This window comes from Nocardiopsis quinghaiensis, from assembly GCF_008638365.1.
Lineage (GTDB): Bacteria > Actinomycetota > Actinomycetes > Streptosporangiales > Streptosporangiaceae > Nocardiopsis > Nocardiopsis quinghaiensis.
This window is the reverse complement of the sequence record NZ_VWVU01000029.1, coordinates 1-21,337: the sequence shown is the minus strand read 5'-3', so window position 1 is coordinate 21,337 and position 21,337 is coordinate 1. Positions and strand designations below refer to the sequence as shown.

17 protein-coding genes, 1 pseudogene and 1 CRISPR repeat array (1 of these 19 cut by a window edge) are annotated in these 21,337 nt (G+C 71.7%); of the genes and pseudogenes, 9 read left to right on the top strand and 9 right to left on the bottom strand.

The window, feature by feature from the left end; translation table 11 throughout:
• A CRISPR array of direct repeats spans positions 1 to 885; the repeat unit is 29 nt; unit sequence GTGCTCCCCGCGCACGCGGGGATGGTCCC (it extends 486 nt beyond the left edge of the window).
• Positions 886 to 905: 20 nt separating this feature from the next.
• Positions 906 to 1,748: a helix-turn-helix transcriptional regulator gene (locus FYX01_RS22290; protein WP_150244463.1), complete on the bottom strand. Its 843-nt coding sequence runs from the start codon at positions 1,746 to 1,748 to the stop codon at positions 906 to 908.
• Positions 1,749 to 1,884: 136 nt separating this feature from the next.
• Here FYX01_RS22290 and FYX01_RS22285 point away from each other — a divergent pair, with 136 nt between their 5' ends.
• Complete coding sequence (locus tag FYX01_RS22285) at positions 1,885 to 2,604, top strand: Atu4866 domain-containing protein (RefSeq protein ID WP_150244461.1); 720 nt, start codon at positions 1,885 to 1,887, stop codon at positions 2,602 to 2,604.
• Positions 2,605 to 2,652: 48 nt separating this feature from the next.
• On the top strand, positions 2,653 to 3,999 hold the full coding sequence (locus tag FYX01_RS22280; protein ID WP_150244459.1) for an amidohydrolase family protein: 1,347 nt from the start codon (positions 2,653 to 2,655) through the stop codon (positions 3,997 to 3,999).
• A 105-nt stretch (positions 4,000 to 4,104) separates the two neighbouring features.
• Here the strand turns inward: FYX01_RS22280 and FYX01_RS22275 are convergent, their stop codons facing one another.
• The 5 genes from FYX01_RS22275 to FYX01_RS22255 form a co-directional block, all read right to left on the bottom strand.
• Positions 4,105 to 5,004, bottom strand: coding sequence for an alpha/beta fold hydrolase (locus FYX01_RS22275; protein WP_190394442.1), 900 nt, complete (start codon positions 5,002 to 5,004; stop codon positions 4,105 to 4,107).
• Between the two features lie 88 nt (positions 5,005 to 5,092).
• The gene (locus tag FYX01_RS22270) at positions 5,093 to 5,431 is read right to left on the bottom strand and encodes a DUF4873 domain-containing protein (RefSeq protein WP_150244457.1); all 339 of its coding nucleotides are present in this window, start codon (positions 5,429 to 5,431) and stop codon (positions 5,093 to 5,095) included.
• On the bottom strand, positions 5,428 to 6,969 hold the full coding sequence (locus FYX01_RS22265; protein WP_190394441.1) for a flavin-containing monooxygenase: 1,542 nt from the start codon (positions 6,967 to 6,969) through the stop codon (positions 5,428 to 5,430). The genes FYX01_RS22270 and FYX01_RS22265 overlap by 4 nt, the downstream gene beginning before the upstream one ends.
• A 282-nt stretch (positions 6,970 to 7,251) precedes the next feature.
• On the bottom strand, positions 7,252 to 8,163 hold the full coding sequence (locus FYX01_RS22260; RefSeq protein WP_150244454.1) for an AurF N-oxygenase family protein: 912 nt from the start codon (positions 8,161 to 8,163) through the stop codon (positions 7,252 to 7,254).
• 16 nt (positions 8,164 to 8,179) lie between these two features.
• Positions 8,180 to 9,034, bottom strand: coding sequence for an SDR family NAD(P)-dependent oxidoreductase (locus tag FYX01_RS22255; RefSeq protein ID WP_150244451.1), 855 nt, complete (start codon positions 9,032 to 9,034; stop codon positions 8,180 to 8,182).
• A 116-nt stretch (positions 9,035 to 9,150) separates the two neighbouring features.
• On the opposite strand from FYX01_RS22255, the gene FYX01_RS22250 reads away from it, so the two are divergent.
• Entirely contained in the window at positions 9,151 to 9,951 is an 801-nt protein-coding gene (locus tag FYX01_RS22250; protein WP_150244447.1) for a MerR family transcriptional regulator, read from the top strand.
• A 46-nt stretch (positions 9,952 to 9,997) separates the two neighbouring features.
• On the opposite strand, the gene FYX01_RS22245 is transcribed toward FYX01_RS22250, so the two are convergent.
• Positions 9,998 to 11,917 (bottom strand): GMC oxidoreductase, encoded by a 1,920-nt coding sequence (locus FYX01_RS22245; protein ID WP_150244444.1) that lies wholly within the window; start codon positions 11,915 to 11,917, stop codon positions 9,998 to 10,000.
• Positions 11,918 to 12,129: 212 nt separating this feature from the next.
• Between FYX01_RS22245 and FYX01_RS22240 the strand changes: the two genes are divergently transcribed.
• The gene (locus FYX01_RS22240; protein WP_150244441.1) at positions 12,130 to 12,777 is read left to right on the top strand and encodes a DUF6230 family protein; all 648 of its coding nucleotides are present in this window, start codon (positions 12,130 to 12,132) and stop codon (positions 12,775 to 12,777) included.
• Positions 12,778 to 12,781: 4 nt separating this feature from the next.
• A complete protein-coding gene (locus FYX01_RS22235) occupies positions 12,782 to 14,332 on the top strand; it encodes a DUF6114 domain-containing protein (protein ID WP_150244438.1) in 1,551 nt (516 codons plus the stop codon).
• 79 nt (positions 14,333 to 14,411) lie between these two features.
• On the opposite strand, the gene FYX01_RS22230 is transcribed toward FYX01_RS22235, so the two are convergent.
• Positions 14,412 to 16,238: a UvrD-helicase domain-containing protein gene (locus tag FYX01_RS22230; protein ID WP_150244435.1), complete on the bottom strand. Its 1,827-nt coding sequence runs from the start codon at positions 16,236 to 16,238 to the stop codon at positions 14,412 to 14,414.
• 824 nt (positions 16,239 to 17,062) lie between these two features.
• Between FYX01_RS22230 and FYX01_RS22225 the strand changes: the two genes are divergently transcribed.
• From FYX01_RS22225 to FYX01_RS22210, 4 genes are all read left to right on the top strand, one after another.
• Positions 17,063 to 17,671: a DUF1707 SHOCT-like domain-containing protein gene (locus FYX01_RS22225; RefSeq protein ID WP_190394444.1), complete on the top strand. Its 609-nt coding sequence runs from the start codon at positions 17,063 to 17,065 to the stop codon at positions 17,669 to 17,671.
• A gap of 185 nt (positions 17,672 to 17,856) precedes the next feature.
• The gene (locus FYX01_RS22220; protein ID WP_150244433.1) at positions 17,857 to 18,462 is read left to right on the top strand and encodes a SanA/YdcF family protein; all 606 of its coding nucleotides are present in this window, start codon (positions 17,857 to 17,859) and stop codon (positions 18,460 to 18,462) included.
• A 136-nt stretch (positions 18,463 to 18,598) separates the two neighbouring features.
• Complete coding sequence (locus tag FYX01_RS22215; protein ID WP_150244428.1) at positions 18,599 to 20,029, top strand: hypothetical protein; 1,431 nt, start codon at positions 18,599 to 18,601, stop codon at positions 20,027 to 20,029.
• Positions 20,030 to 20,198: 169 nt separating this feature from the next.
• Positions 20,199 to 21,161, top strand: coding sequence for a hypothetical protein (locus FYX01_RS22210; RefSeq protein WP_150244425.1), 963 nt, complete (start codon positions 20,199 to 20,201; stop codon positions 21,159 to 21,161).
• A 57-nt stretch (positions 21,162 to 21,218) separates the two neighbouring features.
• Here the strand turns inward: FYX01_RS22210 and FYX01_RS27370 are convergent.
• Positions 21,219 to 21,337: pseudogene (locus tag FYX01_RS27370) on the bottom strand (IS30 family transposase); the annotation flags it as partial.

Here is a 21,337-nt window from a genome sequence, read left to right as displayed (position 1 = left end):
TTGTGCTCCCCGCGCACGCGGGGATGGTCCCAGCGGGCCACGGGGTGCGGCCGTCGTTCTCCGGTGCTCCCCGCGCACGCGGGGATGGTCCCTTGGATGGGGTGCAGGCGGTGTGCGGCGGGTGGTGCTCCCCGCGCACGCGGGGATGGTCCCGATCCACGGTCCTGTACAAAAACATCCCTAGGGTGCTCCCCGCGCACGCGGGGATGGTCCCACCACCCCCGCCCCAGCAACCAGCGCAGCGGCGTGCTCCCCGCGCACGCGGGGATGGTCCCGCAGGCAAGTCCACGTCCCGGTAGGAGTCCTCGTGCTCCCCGCGCACGCGGGGATGGTCCCGATCCACGGTCCTGTACAAAAACATCCCTAGGGTGCTCCCCGCGCACGCGGGGATGGTCCCCTGCGCAACGACGACCTGACCGATGTGCGCCTGTGCTCCCCGCGCACGCGGGGATGGTCCCATCTGCGGTGTGATCGTGGTCCACCCCGGGTTGTGCTCCCCGCGCACGCGGGGATGGTCCCCTCATGGACGAGCAGGGCCTGACCGTGGAGCAGTGCTCCCCGCGCACGCGGGGATGGTCCCCGAGGCCAACTACAAGACCTGCATCGAGGGCCGTGCTCCCCGCGCACGCGGGGATGGTCCCGCTACCAGACAAAGGTGTGCTTGGCAATACATGTGCTCCCCGCGCACGCGGGGATGGTCCCAGGCCCAACGAGGCCATCACGATGTTCTTGAGGTGCTCCCCGCGTGCGCGGGGATGGTCCCAATGGGGCGGGACACCGCCCCCGACGGGCCCCGTGCTCCCCGCGCACGCGGGGATGGTCCCTGGCTGTTCGTTTCGTCCCACGGCCGCCCCGAGTGCTCCCCGCGCACGCGGGGATGGTTCCCGGAAGCAGCACTCAGCGGCTCAGCGCATACGGTGCAGCGGCCGGGCCGGATCGGCGGCCAGGGAGCCCAACAGCCGCAGCGCCCGGAAATCAGGGCTGTCCGGCTCGGCCCGGTACACGACCAGCTGGAGTCCGTCCTGCCCCCGCACGTCGAACACGTGTGAGGACAGGGTCAGCCCACCCACCGCGCTGTGCCGGAACTCCTTGCCCTCGTGGGACTTGCCGCGCACCTCGTGCTCCTCCCACAGCTCGCGGAACCGGGAACTGTCCCGGCCCGCCTCCTCCACGAGTTCCAGCACCCGGCGGTCGTGTGGATCATGCCCCAGCGCCAGGCGCAGGCCGGCCACACAAGCCCGTGCGGTTCGCGGCCAGTCGACGAAGAAGACCTCGCCCACCGGGTCCAGGAAGGCCATCCGCACCAGGTTGTCGGCCTCCGCGAAATCGGCGTACAGCGCGTCCGCCAGCGCGTTGGTCGCCAGGAGGTCCAGACGCCGGTCGATGACCATCGCCGGAGTGTCCGGCCAGGCGTCGAGCAGCATACGCAGGTGCGCGTCGACACGCGGTCGTGCGGGAGTCTGCAGGTGTTCGGGCGAGATCCCGGCCAGGCGGAACAGGTGGTCACGGGCGTCGGGTTCCAGACCGAGGGCCCGGGCGACGGCGTTGAGGACCGAGGCGGAGGGGTGGCGTTCCCTGCCCTGTTCCAACCGCGTGTAGTAGTCGGCACTCATCCCGGCCAGGACGGCGACCTCCTCGCGGCGCAGCCCGGCCACCCGGCGCGTACCGCTGGAGGCGAGACCGACGTCGTCCGGGCCGAGGCGGGCGCGGCGGGCGGTCAGGAAGGCTCCGAGTTCCGTGTGGGGCATGCCGCCAGCCTAAGGAGAAGGGGCCCCGCCAGCCAGGGTGGGCCGCACCCCGGTAGAGCCCGGCCTGGTCGCGGAGGCGCCCGGAGCCGAGGGTGGAGAGCGTCCCTGACACGCACACACCTTCGGGAAGTGGACCATGAGCACCACGCTGTTCGACGAGGACCTGCTGGAGACCATCGCCGCCGAGCCCGGGCGCCCGCTGATGTTCGCCAACGCCACCGTGTACACGCTCGACCCGGTGATCGGCGACCTGACCGGTGCCGACCTGCTGCTGGGCGGCGAGGAGGTCGTCGGTGTCGGTACCGGCCTGTACACGGCTGCCGAGGACGACGGCGCGGTCGTCGTGGACTGCACGGGCCTGACCGTCGTTCCGGGCGTTGTGGAGGACGGCACCGTCGCCGGGCTTCGCCGGCGTCCCTCCGACCGGGTCGGCACGCTGGCTCCCGGAAACCCGGCGACCTTCGCCGTGATCTCGGGGCGCCCCTCCGGGGCCCCGGCCCTGGAACGGGTGGTCTGGCGCCCGGAGCAGGCCGCCGCGATCGTCATCGACGGCGAGATCGCCCTGTTCAACGGCCGCCGCCTCACCGAACCCCGCAGTGAGCCGGGCACGAGGCGGAGCCCGGCCGACAGCCCGTACCTGGGCATGTGGGTCGACGAGACGGGCCTCATCCACCAGGAGCTGACCGCGGACGGCCGCTACGACGAGGCGCGCGGCGGGCGCCCCCACGCCTACCAGGGATCCTTCTGGATCGAGGGGGACCGCATCGTCTACCGGGACGACCTGGGGTTCTGGGCCTACGGCCGTTTCACCGACGACGTGCTCCACCACGCGGGCTACGTCTTCCACCGCCGCTGACGGCAGCCGACAGACACCGACCACCTCCGACAGAACACGAGGAGAACCATGAGCGGAACGCTGCTCACCGGCGGGGCCGTCGTCACGATGGACCCGCGGACCGGCGACCTGGAGCGCGGGGACGTCCTGGTCCGCGGAGACCGGATCGTCGCCGTCGGCGCGGACCTGACGACGCACCCGGACGCGGCCGACGCGGCCGTGGTCGACACGACCGGGCGCGTCGTCGCCCCCGGGTTCGTCGACACCCACCGCCACGCCTGGCAGGCGCAGATGCGCCGCAGCATCCCCGACGTGTCCGACCTGGGCGCGTACGTGGCGTCCACCCTCGGCGAGGTCGCGCCCCGGTACACGCCCCACGACATGTACGTGGGCACCCGGCTCGCGGCGCTCACCGCCCTGGACGCCGGGATCACCACGATGCTGGACTTCTCGCACAACTCGCGCACGGCCGCCCACTCCGACGCCGCGATCCGCGCGCTCGCCGACACCGGCATCCGGGGCGTCCACGCGTCCATGGGCCCGCACTTCGGCGACTGGGACCGCCAGTGGCCCGGGGACCTGGAACGCCTGTGCGCCGACCACCAGGGGGCGGGTGAGGGCCTGGTCACGATCCGTCTGGCGGCCCTGGCCACCGACGAGATCGCGGGCCCCTCCCTCGCCTACGGCAAGGAGCTGGCGGCGGTGGCGCGCGCCCTCGGCCTCGGGGTGAGCGTCGACGCGGTGTTCGGTGCCTCCTCCTCCGAGGCGATCCTGAGCTGGGCCGACACGGACCTGCTCGGCCCCGGCCTGTGCCTGATCCATGCCACCGGGCTTTCCCCGGACGCGTGGCGGGCCATGGGCGAGACCGGGACCACCGTCTCGCTGGCGCCCTCCTCGGACGCCCAGATCGGCTTGGAGAGCGCGGTTCCGGCGGTCGACGAGGCGCTCGCGGTCGGTATCCGCCCAGGTCTGAGTATCGACGTGGAGGTGGCGCTGTCCAGCGACATGTTCACGCAGATGCGGACGCTGCTCGCCATCCAGCGCATGCGCGCGGTGCGGGGAGTGTACGGGAGCGGTGAACCGGTGCCGGACCGGATCACCACCCGTGACGTGCTCGACTTCGCCACCCGTCAGGGCGCGCGAACCGCCGGGTTGGGCGAGTCGACCGGGACGCTCTCCCCCGGAAGGCAGGCGGACCTGATCGTGGTCGACGCCGGTGACGTCAACACCATGCCGCTGAACGACCCGGTGGGCACGCTCGTGCTCGGCGCCGACGCCCGCAACATCGAGACGGTCATGGTGGCCGGTCGGATCCGCAAGGCGCGCGGGCGCCTGGTCGGGGTGGACATTGACGGACTGCGCGAGGAGGTCACCGCCTCGCGGGACCGCATCGTCGCTTCTCTGGGGCAGAGGTGACGCGGGAGTATGGCGTGACGACCTGTACGGGGGCTGGGATGGCCCCGTACAGGCCCGTACGGTGGTCCGGTCGGGGCGTGTCCGTGTGCGGGCAGGGTCCCCGGGTCAGGCGGCCTCCGCGCGGGCCTCCAGGTGCTCGGCGGCGAGGTCTCCCAGCAGCTCGGACAGGGTCCTCGGGTACTCCAGCGGCCCCATGTGCCCGGCTCCGGGGATCTCCCGCACCTCGCGGCAGTCCTGCAACAGCGAGGCGATGTGGTGCGCGTGCCAGGGCGGGGTCAGCTTGTCGTCGGTCCCCACCAGCACGACGGTGGGCGCCGCGATCCGCCGGGTGGACTCCTCCACCTCCAGCGTGGTCATCACGCCTCCCCACGCACCCCGGGACACGGGGGCGCACGCGTGCACCATCCTCATGCACAGCCGCACCATGCGCGGGTCCGACCCCTTCCCCATGATCATGGGCTTCAGCACCGCGGTGGTGACGGGGTTGCTCGGGCCCAGGGGCAGGGGCGCCTTCAGGAAGACCCGCGCGCCGAGCGCGCCCAGCGGACCGGGCAGCGGGATCGCGGTCGAGCGCTTGGTCAGCTGCGTGCACCCGGTGTTGGTGAGCAGTACCGCGGCGGCCCTGTCCCGGAACACCGGGTGCGCACCGGCCGCCATGATGGTCATCCCGCCCATACTGTGCCCGGCCACCACGGCCTTCCGCCCCTCGGGGACGGTCGCCTCCAGGACCGCGCACAGGTCCTCGGCCAGCTTCTCCGCGCCGTACCCCGCGCGGGTGATCGGCCTCTGGGTGCGGCCGTGGCCGCGCTGGTCGTAGAGCACCACCCGCAGGGAGGGGTCGAGTTCGCGCACCACCGGCCCCCAGGAGGCCAGCGACGTCGCCCAGCAGTGGGCGAGGACCACGGTCGGCCCCTCCCCGGGGCCGCGCACCTCGACGTGCAGCAACGTGCCGTCGGCGGAGCGCACCTGGAGTTCTCGGACCTGACCCACGTGTCGGGTTGCCATCGGGGATACCTCTCGCTCGGGGGAACTGCCGGGGGTGCCCCCTCGGGTCGGCGCGTGCCCGAGGGGGTGTCTGGGGGAGCGGTCCGGCTCAGTCGTCGAGTTCGTCGATCTCGATGCTGGGGACCGCGAAGGGAGGGCTGCCGGCCCCGTTGACCGGGTGCCCGCCCCACAGGTTGGGCTCGTCCAGGACACCGGTGCCCTCGAACCCGTCGGGAGTCCGCACCACGACGGTCCGTATCCCCCTGCGGAAGGCCTCGGTCACCTCGGGGCTGGGGGACAGCCGCCCGCGCCAGCGGTAGTCGCCGGTCAGCGGGGAGAAGTGGCCCGCCATGTGGGCCCGCACCTCCACGGCGGTCCTCTCGTCGGTGTCCAGCACGACCGTCACCGTGCCCTTGTACTCCTCCTCGTCGTCACCGAAACCGCTCACCGCGCCTGCCTCCCGGTCAGCACGCGGCCGGACCGGCGGGGACCGAGCTTGCGGGCGCGGTCGATCCGCAGGTCGTAGTTGTGGGGGTCGAACCAGCGCGTGCGCAGGGCGAAGTTCCACGTGAAGGTCGGCCACAGCGTGGTGTTGCGGCCGTTCTCGTTCAGGTACCAGCTGTCGCATCCACCGGTCACCCACACGGTGCCCTCCATGGACCTGGCGAGCATCTCGTTGTAGGCCTCCTGGGCCTGCGGGCGCACGTCCATGCGGTCGAGCCCGTTCCTGCACAGGTACTTGAGCGCCTGCATGGTGTACCGGATCTGGGCCTCGATCATGAACACCTGCGAGGTGTGCCCCAGCCCGGTGTTCGGTCCGGCCAGCACGAACGCGTTCGGGAACCCGGCGACGGTGGTGCCGCGGAAGGCCTGCACCTCCTCGCCCCAGTGGTCGGACATCGACTGGCCCTCGGCGTTGAAGATCCGCCGGGCCACCGGCGGGTCGGTCACGTGGAAGCCGGTGCCGAGGATGATCGTGTCGACCTCGTGCTCGGTCTCCCGGCCCGACGCGTCGCGGGTGACCACGGCGTTCGGGCGGATCTCCACGATGCCGTCGGTGACCACGTCCGCGTTGGGCCGGGCCAGCGCCGGGTAGTAGTCGTTGGACATCAGGATGCGCTTGCACCCCGCCCGGAAGTTCGGGGTGAGCTTGGCCCGCAGCTTCGGATCCTTCACACTGCGGTTGATGTTGGCCCGGCCCAGGGCCTCCACGACCGAGAGGAGCTTGGGGTTCTTGGCGAAGCCGAGGACGTAGCTCTCCCGGCCCCAGTAGATGCTCTTGCGGGCGATCTGCTGGGCGAGCGGGACGTTCCGGTACAGCCAGTGCTCCAGCCTGGTGATGTCGCGGTCGTGCCGGAACATCACCCACGGCGCGGTCCGCTGGAACAGCGTCAGCTTCCCGGCCTCGGGCTGGATCCTGGGCACGAACTGGATCGCGGACGCCCCGGTGCCGATCACGGCGATCCTGCGGCCGGTCAGGTCGTGGTCGTGGTCCCAGTCCGCCGAGTGGAACATCGTTCCCTCGAACGTCTCCAGGCCCTTGATGTCGGGGTAGGAGGGGTCCGCGAGCGGTCCGGCCCCGCTGACCAGGAACTGGGCGGTGACGGTGCCCCGGTCGGTCTCGATCCGCCACCGGTTGCCCTCCGGCTCCCAGTGCGCGGACCTCACGTCGTGTCCGTGGCGGACGTGCCGGTCGACGCCGTGCTCCCCGGCGACCCGCTTCATGTAGTCGAGGATCTCGGGCTGCGGGGAGAAGCTGCGGCTCCAGTCCGGGTTGAGCGCGAACGAGAACGAGTACAGGTGCGAGGGGACGTCGCAGGCGGCGCCCGGGTAGGAGTTGTCACGCCAGGTGCCGCCCACCTCGTCGGCGCGCTCCAGAACCACGAAGTCCTTCAGACCGGCCTGCTTGAGGCGGACGGCCATCCCGATCCCGGCGAAGCCGGACCCGATGATGGCCACCCGGAAGTGGGGTGGTGCTTCGGTCACGTTCTGGTCCCTTCGTGCGAACCGGCCCGGAGCGGCGCCGCTCGGGTCGGGGAGTGTGTCCCCCGGGGGCGTGGCGCGTCGCGCCCCCGGGGGAGTTGCCGCCCCGGAAGGCGCGGCGCGTACGCCCTCCGGGGAGAGGGCTCCCGGGACCGTGGCGCGTTCCGGCCCCGGGAGGTGTGACCACCGCCGGAGGACGTGGCGCGTTTCGTCCTCCGGCGGCGGGGTCTGTGGGGGTGGTGCGGAGCGGGCACGGGGCGGTGCCGTGTCCCACCGGGCCAGGGGTCAGCCGAGCAGCCCGGCCTTCTTCCAGAAGTAGCGGCCCAGGCCGGAGATGGCACCGGCGGTGTCCAGGGTGTTCACGACCTTGCGGGCGGCCCAGGTCTTGGTGCCGATCCAGTGGGGGTTGCGCCGGGCGACCCGGTAGGCCTCGCGCGGGTCCAGTCCGACCTGCGCGTACACCTTGGGGTTGATCAGACGGGTGGCCGAGTAGTAGGTGACCAGGCCGAGGATGATCCGGCTGTAGGCCCTGTCGACCGGACCGCGCCTGACCCAGTCGCGCTGGAACTCCTCGCGGGCGTAGCGCATGTGCCGCGCCTCCTCCACCACGTGGATGCGCGAGACCGAGCGCACCAGGGGCAGGATCTGCTCGTCGGACACCGCCTCGCGCTGGAGCTGGTCGAGGACCTCCTCCACGAACAGTGCCCCGGCGAAGATCAGCGGGCCGTGCGCGATCGTCTTGAAGAGGTTGCCGAGGTGGAAGGCGGCGGGGTCGAGCTTGTGCGTCGTCCAGCCGAGCTTGCCCACCATCTTGGCGAACATCACCGTGTGGCGGCACTCGTCGGCGATCTCGGTGTAGGCGTACTGGACGTGGTTGCTGCTCGGATCGTTGTGGTAGGCGTGGCGGACCAGCATCTGCATGAGGATGGTCTCGAACCAGATGCCGATGGTCGCGATGCTGGCGATCTCCAGGCGGGAGAGCTCCTTGCGCTGCTCCTCGCTGAGCTGGTCCCACAGGTAGGTGCCGTACAGCGAGACGCGCTCGGGGCGGATCGCCCACATGTCCTTGTCGACGGGTGCGTCCCAGTCGATCTCGACGAGCGGGTCGAAGGAGGCCTTCGCCGAGCCGCGGAGCAGCCGCTTGGCGATGTCCTCGCGGTCGGTGAGTTTGGGCTTGGCGGTGATCTCTGCGGTCATCTTCTCTTCCTCCTCCTCAGGACGCGTTCGGCTGGACCGGGTGGCCGCCGTGTCGCGTGTGGAGTCCCCTGGCGATCTCCGCGTCGCCGAAGGCGCCGTCCGACAGGAGCAGGCCGATCTGGAGCGACACGATCTGTTCGGTGGCGCCGGGGAAGTGCCGGAACAGGTGCAGTCCGGCGGTGCCGATCGCGGTGGAGGCCACGTCGCGGCGGGCCCGCCCGGCACCGGCCGCGCGGACCACCGCCATGACGGTGTCGCGCTCGCCTTCGGCCGGGACGAGGCCGTCGAGGGCGACGCCCGTGGCGCGGGAGCTGTCGTGGATGGGGGTGTCGACGTAGCCGGGGTGGACGGTGGTGACCCCGACGTGTGTGCCGTACTCGGCGCGCAGGCAGTCGGCGTAGGCGGTGAGCGCCCGCTTGGACACCGTGTAGGCACCGGCGAAGGGCAGCTGCAGGTTCGACAGCAGCGAGGCGGTGATGACGACGCGGCCCCTGCTCCGGAGCAGGGCGGGCATCGCGGCGGCGGTGACACGCCAGGTGCCCAGCAGGTTGACCTCAAGCGCCTGGTGGACGTTCGCGTCGGGAGCCTGGCCGATGTCCACGGCCGGTCCGACGCCCGCGTAGTGGATCAGCAGGTCCAGGCGGCCGTCGAGCTGGCCGACGGCCTCCGCGACGCCCTGGCGGACCTGTTCGTCGTCGGTGATGTCGCAGCCGATGACGCCGGGGGCGGGCTTGCGGTCGATGCCGACGACGTTCACACCGAGGTGACGGAGGACGGCCACGGTGGCGCTGCCGAACGCCCCGGAGGCGCCGGTGACGATGGCGTTCTGGCCGGGCAGCCGGCGCAGGTGGCGCGGCAGGGGGGTCGTCATGTGATCTCCTCCACAGTCATTGCCGGAACGTTACAACGCTCATTGTCACAATGCAATGGGGCGACGCCAGAAATTTACTGACGAGTAGGGTGCGCGGGTGTCCCTAGGCTTGGCTCATGGCCGAATACCGCATTGACGAACTCGCCCGGCTCGCCGACACGACGGTGCGCAACGTCCGGGTGTACCAGGACCGGGGCCTGCTCGCCCCTCCCCGGAGAGAGGGGCGCGTGGGGATCTACTCCGAGGCGCATCTGGCACGTCTGCGGCTCATCGGCCAGCTGCTACGGCGCGGGTACACCTTCGCCAACATCGGCGAGATGTTCCGGGTCTGGGAGCGCGGCGGCGACCTGTCCGACATCCTCGGCTTCGAGTCGGCCATAGGGGACGCCTGGAGCGACGAGATCGCCGACTACCTCACCCTCGGGGACCTGCGGGAGCTCTTCGGGCTGGGGGTGACGCCGAGGACCGTCAAGCGAGCCCTGGACCTGAACGTGCTGGAACGCGACGGGTTGCGTTTCCGGGTGCCCAGTCCCAGGCTGCTGCACGCCGGTGTGGAGCTGGTCAGGCTGGGCATGAGCGTGGACTCGGTGCTCGACATAGCGGAGAACCTGCGGGACAAGGTGGGCGACGTCGCCGAGCACATGGTCCGCCTGGTCGCCGACCACATACTCGCCGAGTACGCCCCCGGCACGGTGGTCAGGAGCGAGGAGACCGCCGAGATGGCCGAGCTGATCCGCCGGGTGCGGCCCCTCGCGCAGCAGGCCGTGGACGCGGTCCTGGCGCAGGCGATGGCGGAGAACCTCACCAACGTCATGGGGGAGCACTTCGCCCTGGCGATGGAGTACCTGGAGAAGGAGGACCCGGACAAGGAACGGGACGGCCAGGGCACGGCCGAGGGCCTGACGGGACCGGCCTGAGGCCGGTCCCGGCCCGGGACGCGGTCACCCGGCCCGGGCCCGTCCCTCACGTCCTGGCGTCGTCTCCAGTGGTCGCCGTGGCCGCCGGGGACGACGCGGCCTCCTCGACCACCGTCTCGGCGCCCTCCGCCTCCACCGGGCCTCCGACCCCCTCGGAACGCGCCGCGGAGTCGGCCACCGACAGCGGCAGCGGGGCGGTGAACCGCAGTTCGGCGAAGGCGCCGGCCGGGACGGCCGGAGACACGGGGAACACCGGCCTGACCCGCCGGTACTCGGCGCCCTGCTCCGGCCTGGGGTCCTCCTCGCCCCTGTTCGGCCACATCGACATCGCGCGCTCCGCCTGGGCGGTGATGGTCAGCGACGGGTTCACGCCCAGGTTCGCGGTGACCGCCGAACCGTCCACCACGTGGATGCCCGGGTGTCCGTACAGCCGGTGGTACGGGTCGATGACACCGCTCTCGGCGCTGTCGCCGATCGGGCAGCCGCCCAGGAAGTGCGCGGTCAGCGGGATGTTGAACACGTCCCCCCACGTGCCGCCGGGGAAGCCGTCGATGCGCTCGGCCAGCCTGCCGGCCGCCTCCTGCCCCGCCGGGATCCATGTCGGGTTCGGCTCGCCGTGGCCCTGCCGGGAGGTCAGCCTTCCCCTCCCGCCGAACAGCCCCCTCCTGACCGACGTGGTCAGCGAGTTGTCCAGGGACTGCATCACCAGGCCGATGATGGTCCGCTCCGACCAGCGGCGGTTGGAGAAGCTGCGGGCGAACACGGCCGGGTGGCGCGCGGCCAGGCCGAGGAACCGCAGCCAGCGCGGGATCCTCCCGCCGCCGGGCACCTGTATGGCGGTGAGCAGCCCCATCGCGTTGGAGCCCTTGCCGTAGCGGACCGGCTCGATGTGGGTGTTCTCGTCCGGATGGATCGAGGACGTGATGGCCACACCCCGGGTCAGGTCCTCCGGCGGCGGGACCTGGCGGCTCATCGCGCCGACGAGCGCCTCGGAGTTGGTGCGGGTGAGCGTGCCGAGCTTCGCGGACAGGCGCGGCAGCGACCCGGAGCCGCGCATCCGGTGCAGCAGGGCCTGGGTGTTGTAGGTGCCGGCGGCCACCACGACCTGGCGGGCGGTGAACGTGCGGGCGTTCGACCGGCGCCGGGGCGCGCCGGTCCTGAGGGTGTCGGCGGCGAACCCGCCGCCGGGCAGCTCGCGCAGGCGCTCGACGGTGGTCAGGGGGTGCACCTCGGCGCCGTCGCGCTCGGCGAAGTACAGGTAGTTCTCGGTGAGGGTGTTCTTGGCGCCGTGGCGGCACCCGGTCATGCACTCGCCGCACTCCTGGCAGGCCCTGCGCTCGGGGCCCGCGCCGCCGAAGTAGGGGTCGCCCACCGGCTCACCCGGTGCGGCCCGGTTTCCCTCGCCGTCCTGCCCGTCGCCGAAGCACACGCCCACCGGGGTGAGACGGAAGGTGTGCCCGACGCCCATGTCCTCGGCGATCGCCTTCATGTGCGCGTCGGAGGGCGTGACGGTGGGGTTGGTGCGCACGCCGAGCATGCGTCGGCCCTGGTCGTAGAACGGCGCCAGCTCCGACTTCCAGTCGGTGATGTGCCGCCACTGCGGGTCCTCGAAGAACGGGTCCATCGGGTGGTACAGGGTGTTGGCGTAGTTGAGGGAGCCCCCGCCGACACCGGCGCCGGCCAGGATCATCACGTCGCGCAGCAGGTGGATGCGCTGGATGCCGTACATGCCGAGCTGCGGCGCCCAGAGGAAGTTCTTCACGTCCCAGGAGGAGGACGGCAGCGTCTCGGGTGTGAAACGGCGTCCCGCCTCCAGGACGCCGACGCGGTAGCCCTTCTCGGTGAGGCGCAGGGCGCTGACGGAACCGCCGAATCCGGAACCCACGACGAGGACGTCGTAGTCGAAGCGGTCGTCGGTCTGGCCGGGGGAGTCGGCGGTGGGGTCTTTCTTGCGCTCTGGGGGCACGGCTGGTCTCTCTCCAGGTCAGTCGCGGGTCCGTAATACGCCGGCTACGAGTCCGCAACGTTGAATGCGCCATCTAGAAATGTGACAACAGATATTGTAATGTTCGTCACTACCGCCGAGTAGGTTGTGTTCCATGTAACACGCGTGGCGCGCTTCGGCGCAAGTTTCGCCCCCCCTCGCCGCCCCCGGGCGACGGAATACAGGAGGTACTCATGCCCAAGGCTTCCGGTGAGGCGCCCGAGGCGCCCGAGGATGCGCCTGAGCAGCCCGAAGGCGGTGGCGGCACCCTGTGGCGCAGATTCGCCCTCGTGGCCGTCCCGGGTCTCGTGGCCGCCGCCGTCCTCGGCGGAATGACCACACAGGGTCTGCTCGCCGCCTCTTTCGCCGTGTCCGGTGACAGCTTCAAGATGTCCGCCGACGAACTCGTCGGCCACGGTTTCACGCAGTACGGCGCCACCGTCGAGTCCGTGGACGGCTCCTCCCGGGCGGTCGGCCTGTCGTCGATCAACACCGCCGAGCTGACCAACCTGTGCATGTCCTCGCTCTGGGACCTGCCCGTCGGCGAGGCCACCCTCGTCATCAGGGCCGGTGCCGACACCCCCGTCGAGGGCACCAACCTCGTCCTCGACATCGAGCAGCTCCGGGGTGACGCCGAGTTCAGCTCCATCGAGATCGGCCGCGACGCCAGCACCCTGGACAAGGCCGACGGCGGCCAGGGTCCCGCAGGCGGCTTCGGTCTGCAGGCCGACTCCATCACGGTGACCGACAAGCAGCTGGTCTCCTGGTCCGTGACATCCGGATCGCTGCGCCTGAGCGGCCTGAACCTGGCGATCAAGCCCGGCAACCACGAATGCTTCTGATCCCATGGCCCACGCACTGAGCCTGCTGCGCGCGGGACGGGGACACTTCCGGGGCTGGCGGCGCGGCCGACCGTTCTGGGGAGGCCTCCTCCTCGTCGCGGCCGGAATCGAGCTGCTGGTCGCGCCGGCCGCACAGAGCCTGATCCTGCCGATCGACCTGATCATCTACGCCGGTATCGCCGGTGTGTCCGGCGCCCTCATCGCGGTGCTGCTGATCACCCTGGGTGTGCTGAGCTGGCTGCAGCCCGCACAGCACATCTTCTTCGGGGTGGTCGGGCTCCTCCTCGCCCTGGTGTCCTTCGTGACCTCCAACTTCGGCGGGTTCGTCATCGGGATGCTGCTCGGTATCGTCGGCGGTTCGCTCGTGTTCGCGTGGGCGCCCATCGTCCGGCGGCGCCCGCGACGGCGCCGCCGGAAGGGGGCACACGAGGCGCCCCAGGACCGTGACGGCGACCGGGACGAGGATTCCGCGGCCGGAGACGGCGCCGACACCATCGCCGAAACCAGGACCGAAACTCGTGTGAACAGGGTGGGAACCGGCACCGACCCCGACACCGCTCCCACCCGGAGCGTTGTCGCCGGATCATTCGGCGTCCCCGCTCACACGGAGCCCGCCGGCGCCCCGGACGAAGGTGTCGGCGCCTCCGACGAGACCGTCTCCGACCCCGGGTCCGGGTTCCGGCCGCTGGCCGCACTCGCCCTGCCCCTGGCGGCGGCCATGATCCTGGCGAGTGCCCCCTCGTCCGCCCTCGACTGGCCCTGGGACGACTGGTTCTCCTCTCCGAGCGACGAGGAGGAACAACCCGCTGACGGGGCCTCTCCGTCCCCCTCCGAGGAACCTCCGCCGTCTCCCGGTACCGACCCCGGCACCGACCCCGGTGCTGATCCCACCGCCGGGCCCGCCGAGCCGGGCGGTGACGGGGAGGGCGGGGGCGGCGAGGAAACGCCGGAGGACCCGGAGGACGGGGAGCCAGAGGAGGATGAGGATGAGGAGTCCGAGGAGGGCACCCCGGAGGAGTGTGAGCTGCGCACCGACGAGTCCGCCCTGACCGAGTCCGAGGAGGAGTTCCTGGCGGCCGTCCGCGACTGTCAGGCGGCGCAGGACGAGGGGCGGCTCCCCGAGGTCTCGCCGGAGGAGGAGTACCCCTGCTTCCAGGGTGCGGTCAGTACGTCCGGCCTCACCTCCGGCCGGCTGACGATGAGCGGCGCGCGTTACGAGGGTGTGGTGGAGTGCCCCACCGTCAACGGCCCCCGGAGGTACATCCGGCTGACCATGAGCAGGGCCGACTTCAGCGGCGCCGAGCTGTGGTTCGAGGACGCCGGCACCCGGATGAGCCTCGGTCTGCCCACCATGACCATGGACGGGACCGTCGAGATGCACATCACCCGCATGCACGTGCGCATCCTGGGCATCCCGCTCACCTTCACCCCGGACTTCCCGCCCCCGCTGCTGCTGCCGTACATGGTCGTCACGGACGTGGAGGTGGACAACCCCATGGCCGGTACCGACCTCATGAACATCACGGACCTCAACGGGCGGTTCGCCGGGTCCTGATCCCCACCGGGTACGACGCCGGACACAGGGTCGGACACGACGACGGGGGCGCCGCCACAGCGGCGCCCCCGCTCCCGTCCTACCAGTGACCGGTGATCAGGCGGCTGGGCCGACCCACGTGCGACACGTACAGCGCGTCGCGCGCCCGGGTGCAGGCCACGAACAGCAGCGTCCGCTCCTGTTGGAAGGCGTGCTCCAGCGCCACCTGGTCGCCGTCGGCGGCCTCGACCGCGGCCTTGGGCGGCAGCAGGTGGTCACTGACCCCGACCAGCGCCACACAGCGGAACTCCTGGCCCTTGAGCCGGTGCATCGTCCCCACGCGCACCGCCTCGGCGCTGCCGCCGCCCTCCAGCCGGGCGGTCGGGACGCCCCGGGCCTCCAGTTCCTTGGCGATGCCGCGCACCACCCACTGGTTGCGCCCGGCCACCGCGATCTCCGCGGGGTTGACCCCCGCCTCCAGCCACACCCGCACCCGGTCGCCCAGCGCGGCGAGCTCCTCGGCGCGGTCGTCACAGCCGCGTACCACCGGCGCCGGGCCGCGCAGCAGCGAACGGTAACCGGCCAGGGTGTCGGCGTTGTCGTCCATGCCCAGGGCCGCCCGGCGGTCCAGGACCGGCGTGCTCCAGTCCAGGATCTCCTGCGTGACCCGGTAGCTCACCCGCAGCCGGTGGCCACGTCCGCGCACGTTGATGCCGAGCGAGGCCAGCGACACCCGGTTGTCGGACACCCGCTGGTGCGGGTCGCCCACGATGAACAGGTCGTCCGGGCCCTCGGAGACGGCGGCGCGCAGCATCCGCCACTGGGCCGGGTGCAGGTCCTGGGCCTCGTCGACCACCGCGTGCCGGAACAGGGGCTCGCCGCGGCCCAGGACCCGGGCGGCCTCGGCGGCCAGCTGCGGATAGGACCACAGCCCCTCCACCCGCATCGCGCCGACGTAGCGCCGCACGGTCTCCCACACCTGGCGCCGGTGCTCGGGCGCCAGGTGCTGCACCCGGCCGCTGCGCTCACAGCGGATGTACTGGGGCAGCAGCTCCAGCCCCTTGGCGAGGACGACCTGTTCCCACTCGTCCACCAGGAAGCGGCCGGAGAAGGGAAGGCCGTCGGCCAGGGCCACCGCGCGCCAGCGTCGGGCCAGCTCGTCCTTGCCGATCATGCGGGGCGCCATGCTGGTGTGGGCCTGCACGACCGAGCGGGCGATGCTGTCGATGGTGGCCACCCGCACCCGGGCGCGGACGCCGGGCTCGGGCAGGAGCTGGTCCAGCCGCTCGGCCAGGGACTGGGCCAGCGCGCGGTTGTAGGTGGTCAGGAGCACCGACTCGCGGGTGTCGTCGGGGCGGACGGCGGCATCGCGCCGGGCCAGGTGCGCGGCCCGGTGCAGCGCGATCACGGTCTTGCCGGTCCCCGGGCCGCCGGTGATCTGCGCGGATCCGTTGTAGCGGGTCTCGGTGATGCGGTGCTGGTCGGGGTGGAGGGTGAGCTGCCACTGGTCGAAGGGGGCTTGGAGCGCACCGGCGAGCTCGGGCGGTCCGGTGGGCGTGGGGTCGGCGCCGCCGGGGCCGGTCCCGGCCGGCGTGTCGGGGCGCAGGCCGCGTGCGAAGCGCAGGGCCTCGTCGCGCGGGCGCACGGTGACCAGGCGGTAGTGCGTGCCGTCCGAGTGGTCGTCGGGACGTTCGCCGCCGGGCTGCTCGTACTCGCCCGTGTCGGGTGCGGGGACGACGACGCCGGACCAGTCGGGGGCGATGTCGAGGACCCGGACGCGCGGGTCGGCGGCGTCCGCGACGGACTCCAGTTCGGGCCGGTCGCCCGCCTGGTAGGCGTGCATCACGGCCAGGGTGTTGAGCTGGACGTCGGGCGTGAGGCGGGTGAAGTCGCTGAGAAACGTCGGGGCGATCGCGAGGGCGGACACGTCGTGGTTTCCTCCGGTCTTCGACCAGGTGGTGTCTGTGTGCTCGGGGGCGGTCGGAGCGGACGGGTGTCGCGGAGCGGATGGTGCTGCGGAGCCGCTCGGAGCGGCGTCGCGCCTACTGAGAGGATGCTCGCCGCCGAATTTGGGCAAACGCCGCTCCGAAGGCGGTTCCCGTCAGGCTTCGGGTGCTCTGGGGACTATGTGTTGGTGCAGGTCAGAGGTGCCTTTGCGCAACTGCGTTCGAGTGTGTGGAGAGGGTTTTCCGGAGGAGCGAGGGAGAGCCTCGGTGACCTGGGGGTCTCCGACGAGATCTGATGTCCGTAAGCATGGTTATGCCTTGTCCGGAAATGAGGGACCAAGGGGGTTGCCGAAGGAGGGAACACCTGTTCCGAGTGGGGCTCGTGAGGAATGGGAGCCGGGCCGTTCGCGCCGAAGCGGAAGGACCGAAAACCGGGAGGCGAGGAAGGCCCGCGAAGCCCGGGCACGAGCCGTTCCACGGGGGGCTGTTCACCCGGTGGCCGGTTCCGGACACGCTCTGTGCAGAGCACGTCCCGTTGCGGGATCGTGTACCGCGGGGGGACCGCGTGTGGTTCAGGACCCTGCCGGGGTCCGTCCTACCCCGGCAGGGTCCTCAACCACCGCTAGAGAAGCGGTACCCAGTCCCCGACCTCCCCAAAGCGCGCCGGGACACCGAGCTTGGGGGTGTCGCGCGGCGGCGGGCCCCGCCGACTCCGTGTTCCTTCCATGCCATGTTCTACCGTGGGTGTGACAAGAGGGCGGAGAGGATCGGGGCGGGCACAGTGGTCTCCGAGGACATGAACCGAATGCGCGTCTCCGACGCGGAGAGGGACCAGGCGGCCGAGGTCCTGCGGGACGCGGCCGCGGAGGGGCGGATCACCTTCGACGAGCTCGACGAGCGGCTCGACGCGGCCTACGCCGCCAGAACCTACGCCGACCTCGAACCGGTCACCTCCGACCTGCCCACGGGTGCCAGGGCGCCCGCCGGCCAGACCCCCGCGACGGCGGGCGGCCGCCCCCCGGAGCGCGGCGACGGCGGTGACGCCCTCGTCGTCCACTCCCAGGGCAGCGTCATCGTCCGCAAGGGCCGGTGGCGGGTGCCGCACCGCGTCGAGGTGTACAACAAGCACGGCATCACCCGTCTGGACTTTCGCGGGGCCGCCCTCACCAGCGCCGTCGTCGAGGTCCACATCGACACCTCCTTCGGTATGGGAGACCTGGTCCTGCCCGAGGGCTCCACCGCCGAGGTGGACGTGGACTCCTCCTGGTTCGGCGCCCTGCGCTCCAAGGTGGACTCCCTTCGCGGGCCGTCCCACCCGCACTTCGTCATCACCGGTACCTGCCAGGGCGGTTCTCTCCAGGTCCGGCACAAGCGCCCCTTCTCCTGGACCGGCCCGGGAGGACTCGGCGGCTGAACCCGGTCTCCCGCTTCATTCGCGAGCCCGCGCCCGTACACCCACGCCCGTGCGCGCGGCGGTCTGCGCGCCTTCGTCCGGATACCACCACTTCCGACGGTGCGCCATGATGGGTGCGGCGCGCAGCCCCGCGCGCGACCGGCACGGCGGCGCGTACGCGTCGGACAACAGGAGAGGCGGCAGGGGTGGGCTTGTGGATCGCGGCGGTCGGAGCGGGCGCGTGCGCCCTGGCACTGGCCCCCTACGCCTGGACCTACGTGGCCAGCGCCGGACGCCGCAGGGGGGTCGGCAGCGTCCCGTACCGGCCCGTGGCCGTCGTCCTGGGCGCCGCCGCGTGGGAGGAGGGGCCCTCGCCGCTGCTCGCCCGCCGCCTGGACCTGGCCGTGCGCCTGTTCGAGGACGGCGGGGTCGAGCGGATCATCGTCTCCGGCGACAACCGCGAGGTGTCCCGCCGGGAGACCGACACCATGGCCGGGTACCTGGTCGAGCGGGGCGTACCCGCCGACAGGATCGACGCCGACCGCTACGGCTACCGCACCTGGGACACCTGCGTGCGGGTGCGTGACCTGTTCGGCGTACGCGCGGCCACCATGGTCACCCAGTCCTTCCACCTCCCCCGCACGGTCGCCCTCGCGCGGGCCGCCGGGATCGACGCCGTCGGGGTCGGGGACTCCAGCATGGGCGCGCGGCGCCGCTCCACGGTGATCGGTTACACCCGTGAGGTCGGCGCCGCCGTCAAGGCCCTGCGCGACGCACTCCTGCGCCCCGCCCCGGCCCGCACCGAGCTCTAGGACCGGGCCGTCGACCGATGAGAACGCGGCTAGAGGCGCGCTGGGGCGCCGCGTGGCAGGGTGTGTGCCCGCCGGACATGCTCTTCCGGGGGCCGGACGGTGCGGCCACGGCTTCCCAGCCGGGATAATCGGCAACATGAACGCGACCACGGACAACGACCCACACGGCGGCGCGGAGAACGTGGACTGGGCGGCACTGGCCCCCGAAGACGGCGCGCGCATTCCCGAACTGCTCGAACAGCTCGCCGGAAGCGACGTCGCACTCTCCGATCTCCACGACATCATCCACTTCCCCGCACCCGGACACCTCGCCGCACCCAAGGCGGTCGACTTCCTGGTCGACATCGCCTGTGCCGAGTCCACTCCGACCACCGACCGCTGGCGCCCCCTGAGCCTTCTGCTGGAACTGGTGGCCGGGCACGCCGAGGACCGCTTCCCCGAGCCCCTCGGCCTCGACCAGTGGCGCGACGAGATCGCCTGGGTGACATCCAACGACGCGGAGAAGGTCCGCGAGCAGTACCGGTCCTGGGCGGAGGAGGCCCCGGACGAGCAGCACCACCACCGCATGCGCAACCGGCTCGCCGTCATGGAGCAGCCGAACGGCGCCGAGCTCCTGCAGGCCGAGCTGGACACCCACGAGGCCGTCCGCGCCCGTGTCCCCGACCTGGTCACGCTGCTCAGGGGCGGCGCCAACCGGGGCGGCATGGACCGTGCGGGGGAGTGGGTGAGCTACCTGCTGGGCTTCCTGACCGCCGACGCCGAGCGGATCGCCGCCGAGATCACCGGCGCCTCCCAGCTCCTGCTCGCCAAGGACCTGCGCCCGACCCCGCAGACGCCCACGAACCTGAGCGACATGATGAACGGGATGGACAACGGTGAGCCGCTGCCCGCCGAGCTGTTCGCCCTGGGCCTGCTGGCCGGCCCCTCGGACATCGACACCTCCGTCGGCCTCACCCACCAGATGGCAGGCGGGAACCTGTACAACTCCTTCGCCGCCTCGGTGGCGATGGTGCTCGTCCACGGCGAGAACACCCCGCGCGAGGCGCTGCGCCGCATCGGCCGCGGCGGCGGCACCTCCATGGGTTACGAGGGGCTGTTCAACGAGTCCTGGCCGCACTGCGGCGGCCGCTCCCCGCAGGTCCTGGGCTTCCTGGCGCTGGGCCGCGCCGGTGACCGCGCCCGCCGGCTGCGCCTGGACATCCTCCCCGGCCTGATCAAGGGCGAGGACGAGTCGCGCGCCCTGGTGACCGGTGTGGGCCTGGAGATGGTGCTCGGTCCCCGCGGCAAGGGCTACACCGCCGAGGAGCACGCCGACGCCGACTACGACGAGGAGACCCTCAAGGTCCTGTGGGCGATCGCCGAGCTGCCCGCCCCGGCGTGGGAGGACGAGGAGTTCACCCGGACCCTGAACGCATGGGCGCTGCCGGACAACGTGGAGGAGTTCTGCGAACTGGTGGGCGTGGAACCCGAACCCGAGCCGCAGCAGGCACCGGAACCGCGGCCGCAGGCGCCCTCCGCGCCCCAGCCCGGCGGACTGCTCGGACGCCTCTTCGGCGGCGGCCGCTAGCGCGCTGGCGGGGAACGCCGAGGTCCCTTCCCCGATGATCTTGCCCGTACCGGCGGTGTCGACGGTCGAGCACGCCACTACGGGCAAGATCATCGGGGATCGGAGCCACTTGTCCACAGACGGGCACAACGGCCTGGCAGCTTCGGAGCTCCCAGCGCAGTGTTGAAGCATGCGCCAAGCGATCCCACCACCGTCCGACTCGGGCGACGCTGCCGTCAGTGCAGCGCTCGCCGTGGCCTCACGGCAGTACGGAATGGTCAGCTGGGCACAGGCACGCGGTGCCGGGCTCACCCATGACGACATACGACGGCTTCTGCGCGGTGGCTGGGGACGCCCCTACCCCCAGGTGTACTGGACACGCGCCCCGACCAACACCTCCGAACCCGCGGTCCGTCTGCGCGCCGCGGTCATGGCCGCCCAGCTGGCGTTGGGGCCGTACTCCTTCGCCGGAGGCGAGACCGCCGCGCGCCTGTGGGACATGCAGGGGCTCAAGCGCTGGGACGGCCGGGAGATGCACATGGTCATCCCCGCTCTCGGAGCCCAGCGCCACATCAGGGGCATCCACCTGCACAGCTGGGACACCGAGCCCGAGGAGGTCACCACGATCGGAGACGGCATCAGGGTGACCGATCCCGGCAGGTCCCTGCGGGACACCCTCCTGCGCGTGGACCGGGACACCGCCGTGTGCCTGATGGACTCCTGCCTGAACCAGGGCCTCATCACCGACGAGGACACAGAGCGACTGGAGAGGGCCAACCGGGGACGCAGGGGGTGTGTACGGGTGCGCGAGTGGTGGCCGCTGGCCGACGGCCGTGCGCAGAGCGCCCTGGAGACCCGCGTCCGCCTGGTGTGCACCGACGGAGGCCTTGCGCCCACCGAGCTTCAGCGCCGGTTCACCGACGGGCACGGAAGGCTCATCGGCATCGTCGACTTCTGGTGGGAGCACCTGGGGCTCATCGGCGAGGCCGACGGCATCGGTCCGCACAGCACCCCGCAGGCCCTGGCCCGGGACCGGGAACGCCAGAACGCCCTGCAGCTGTGGCACCCGCACGTCCGCGTGGTCCGGTTCACCTGGCAGGACCTCCAACGCCCCGAGTACATCCTGGCCACCGTCGCCCGTGCCGGCAGGTAGTCCCCTCCCGCTTTTCCCGATGATCTTGCCCGTAGTGGCGTGCTCGACCGCTTGGGGTCAAGTGGTTGTTGCAACGAGGAACTTGTCGAGGGCCTCGGCCGGGGTGGCCCAGCCCAGGGTCTGACGGGGACGGCCGTTGAGCTCGGCGGCCACCCCGTCCAACCCCTCCTGCGACC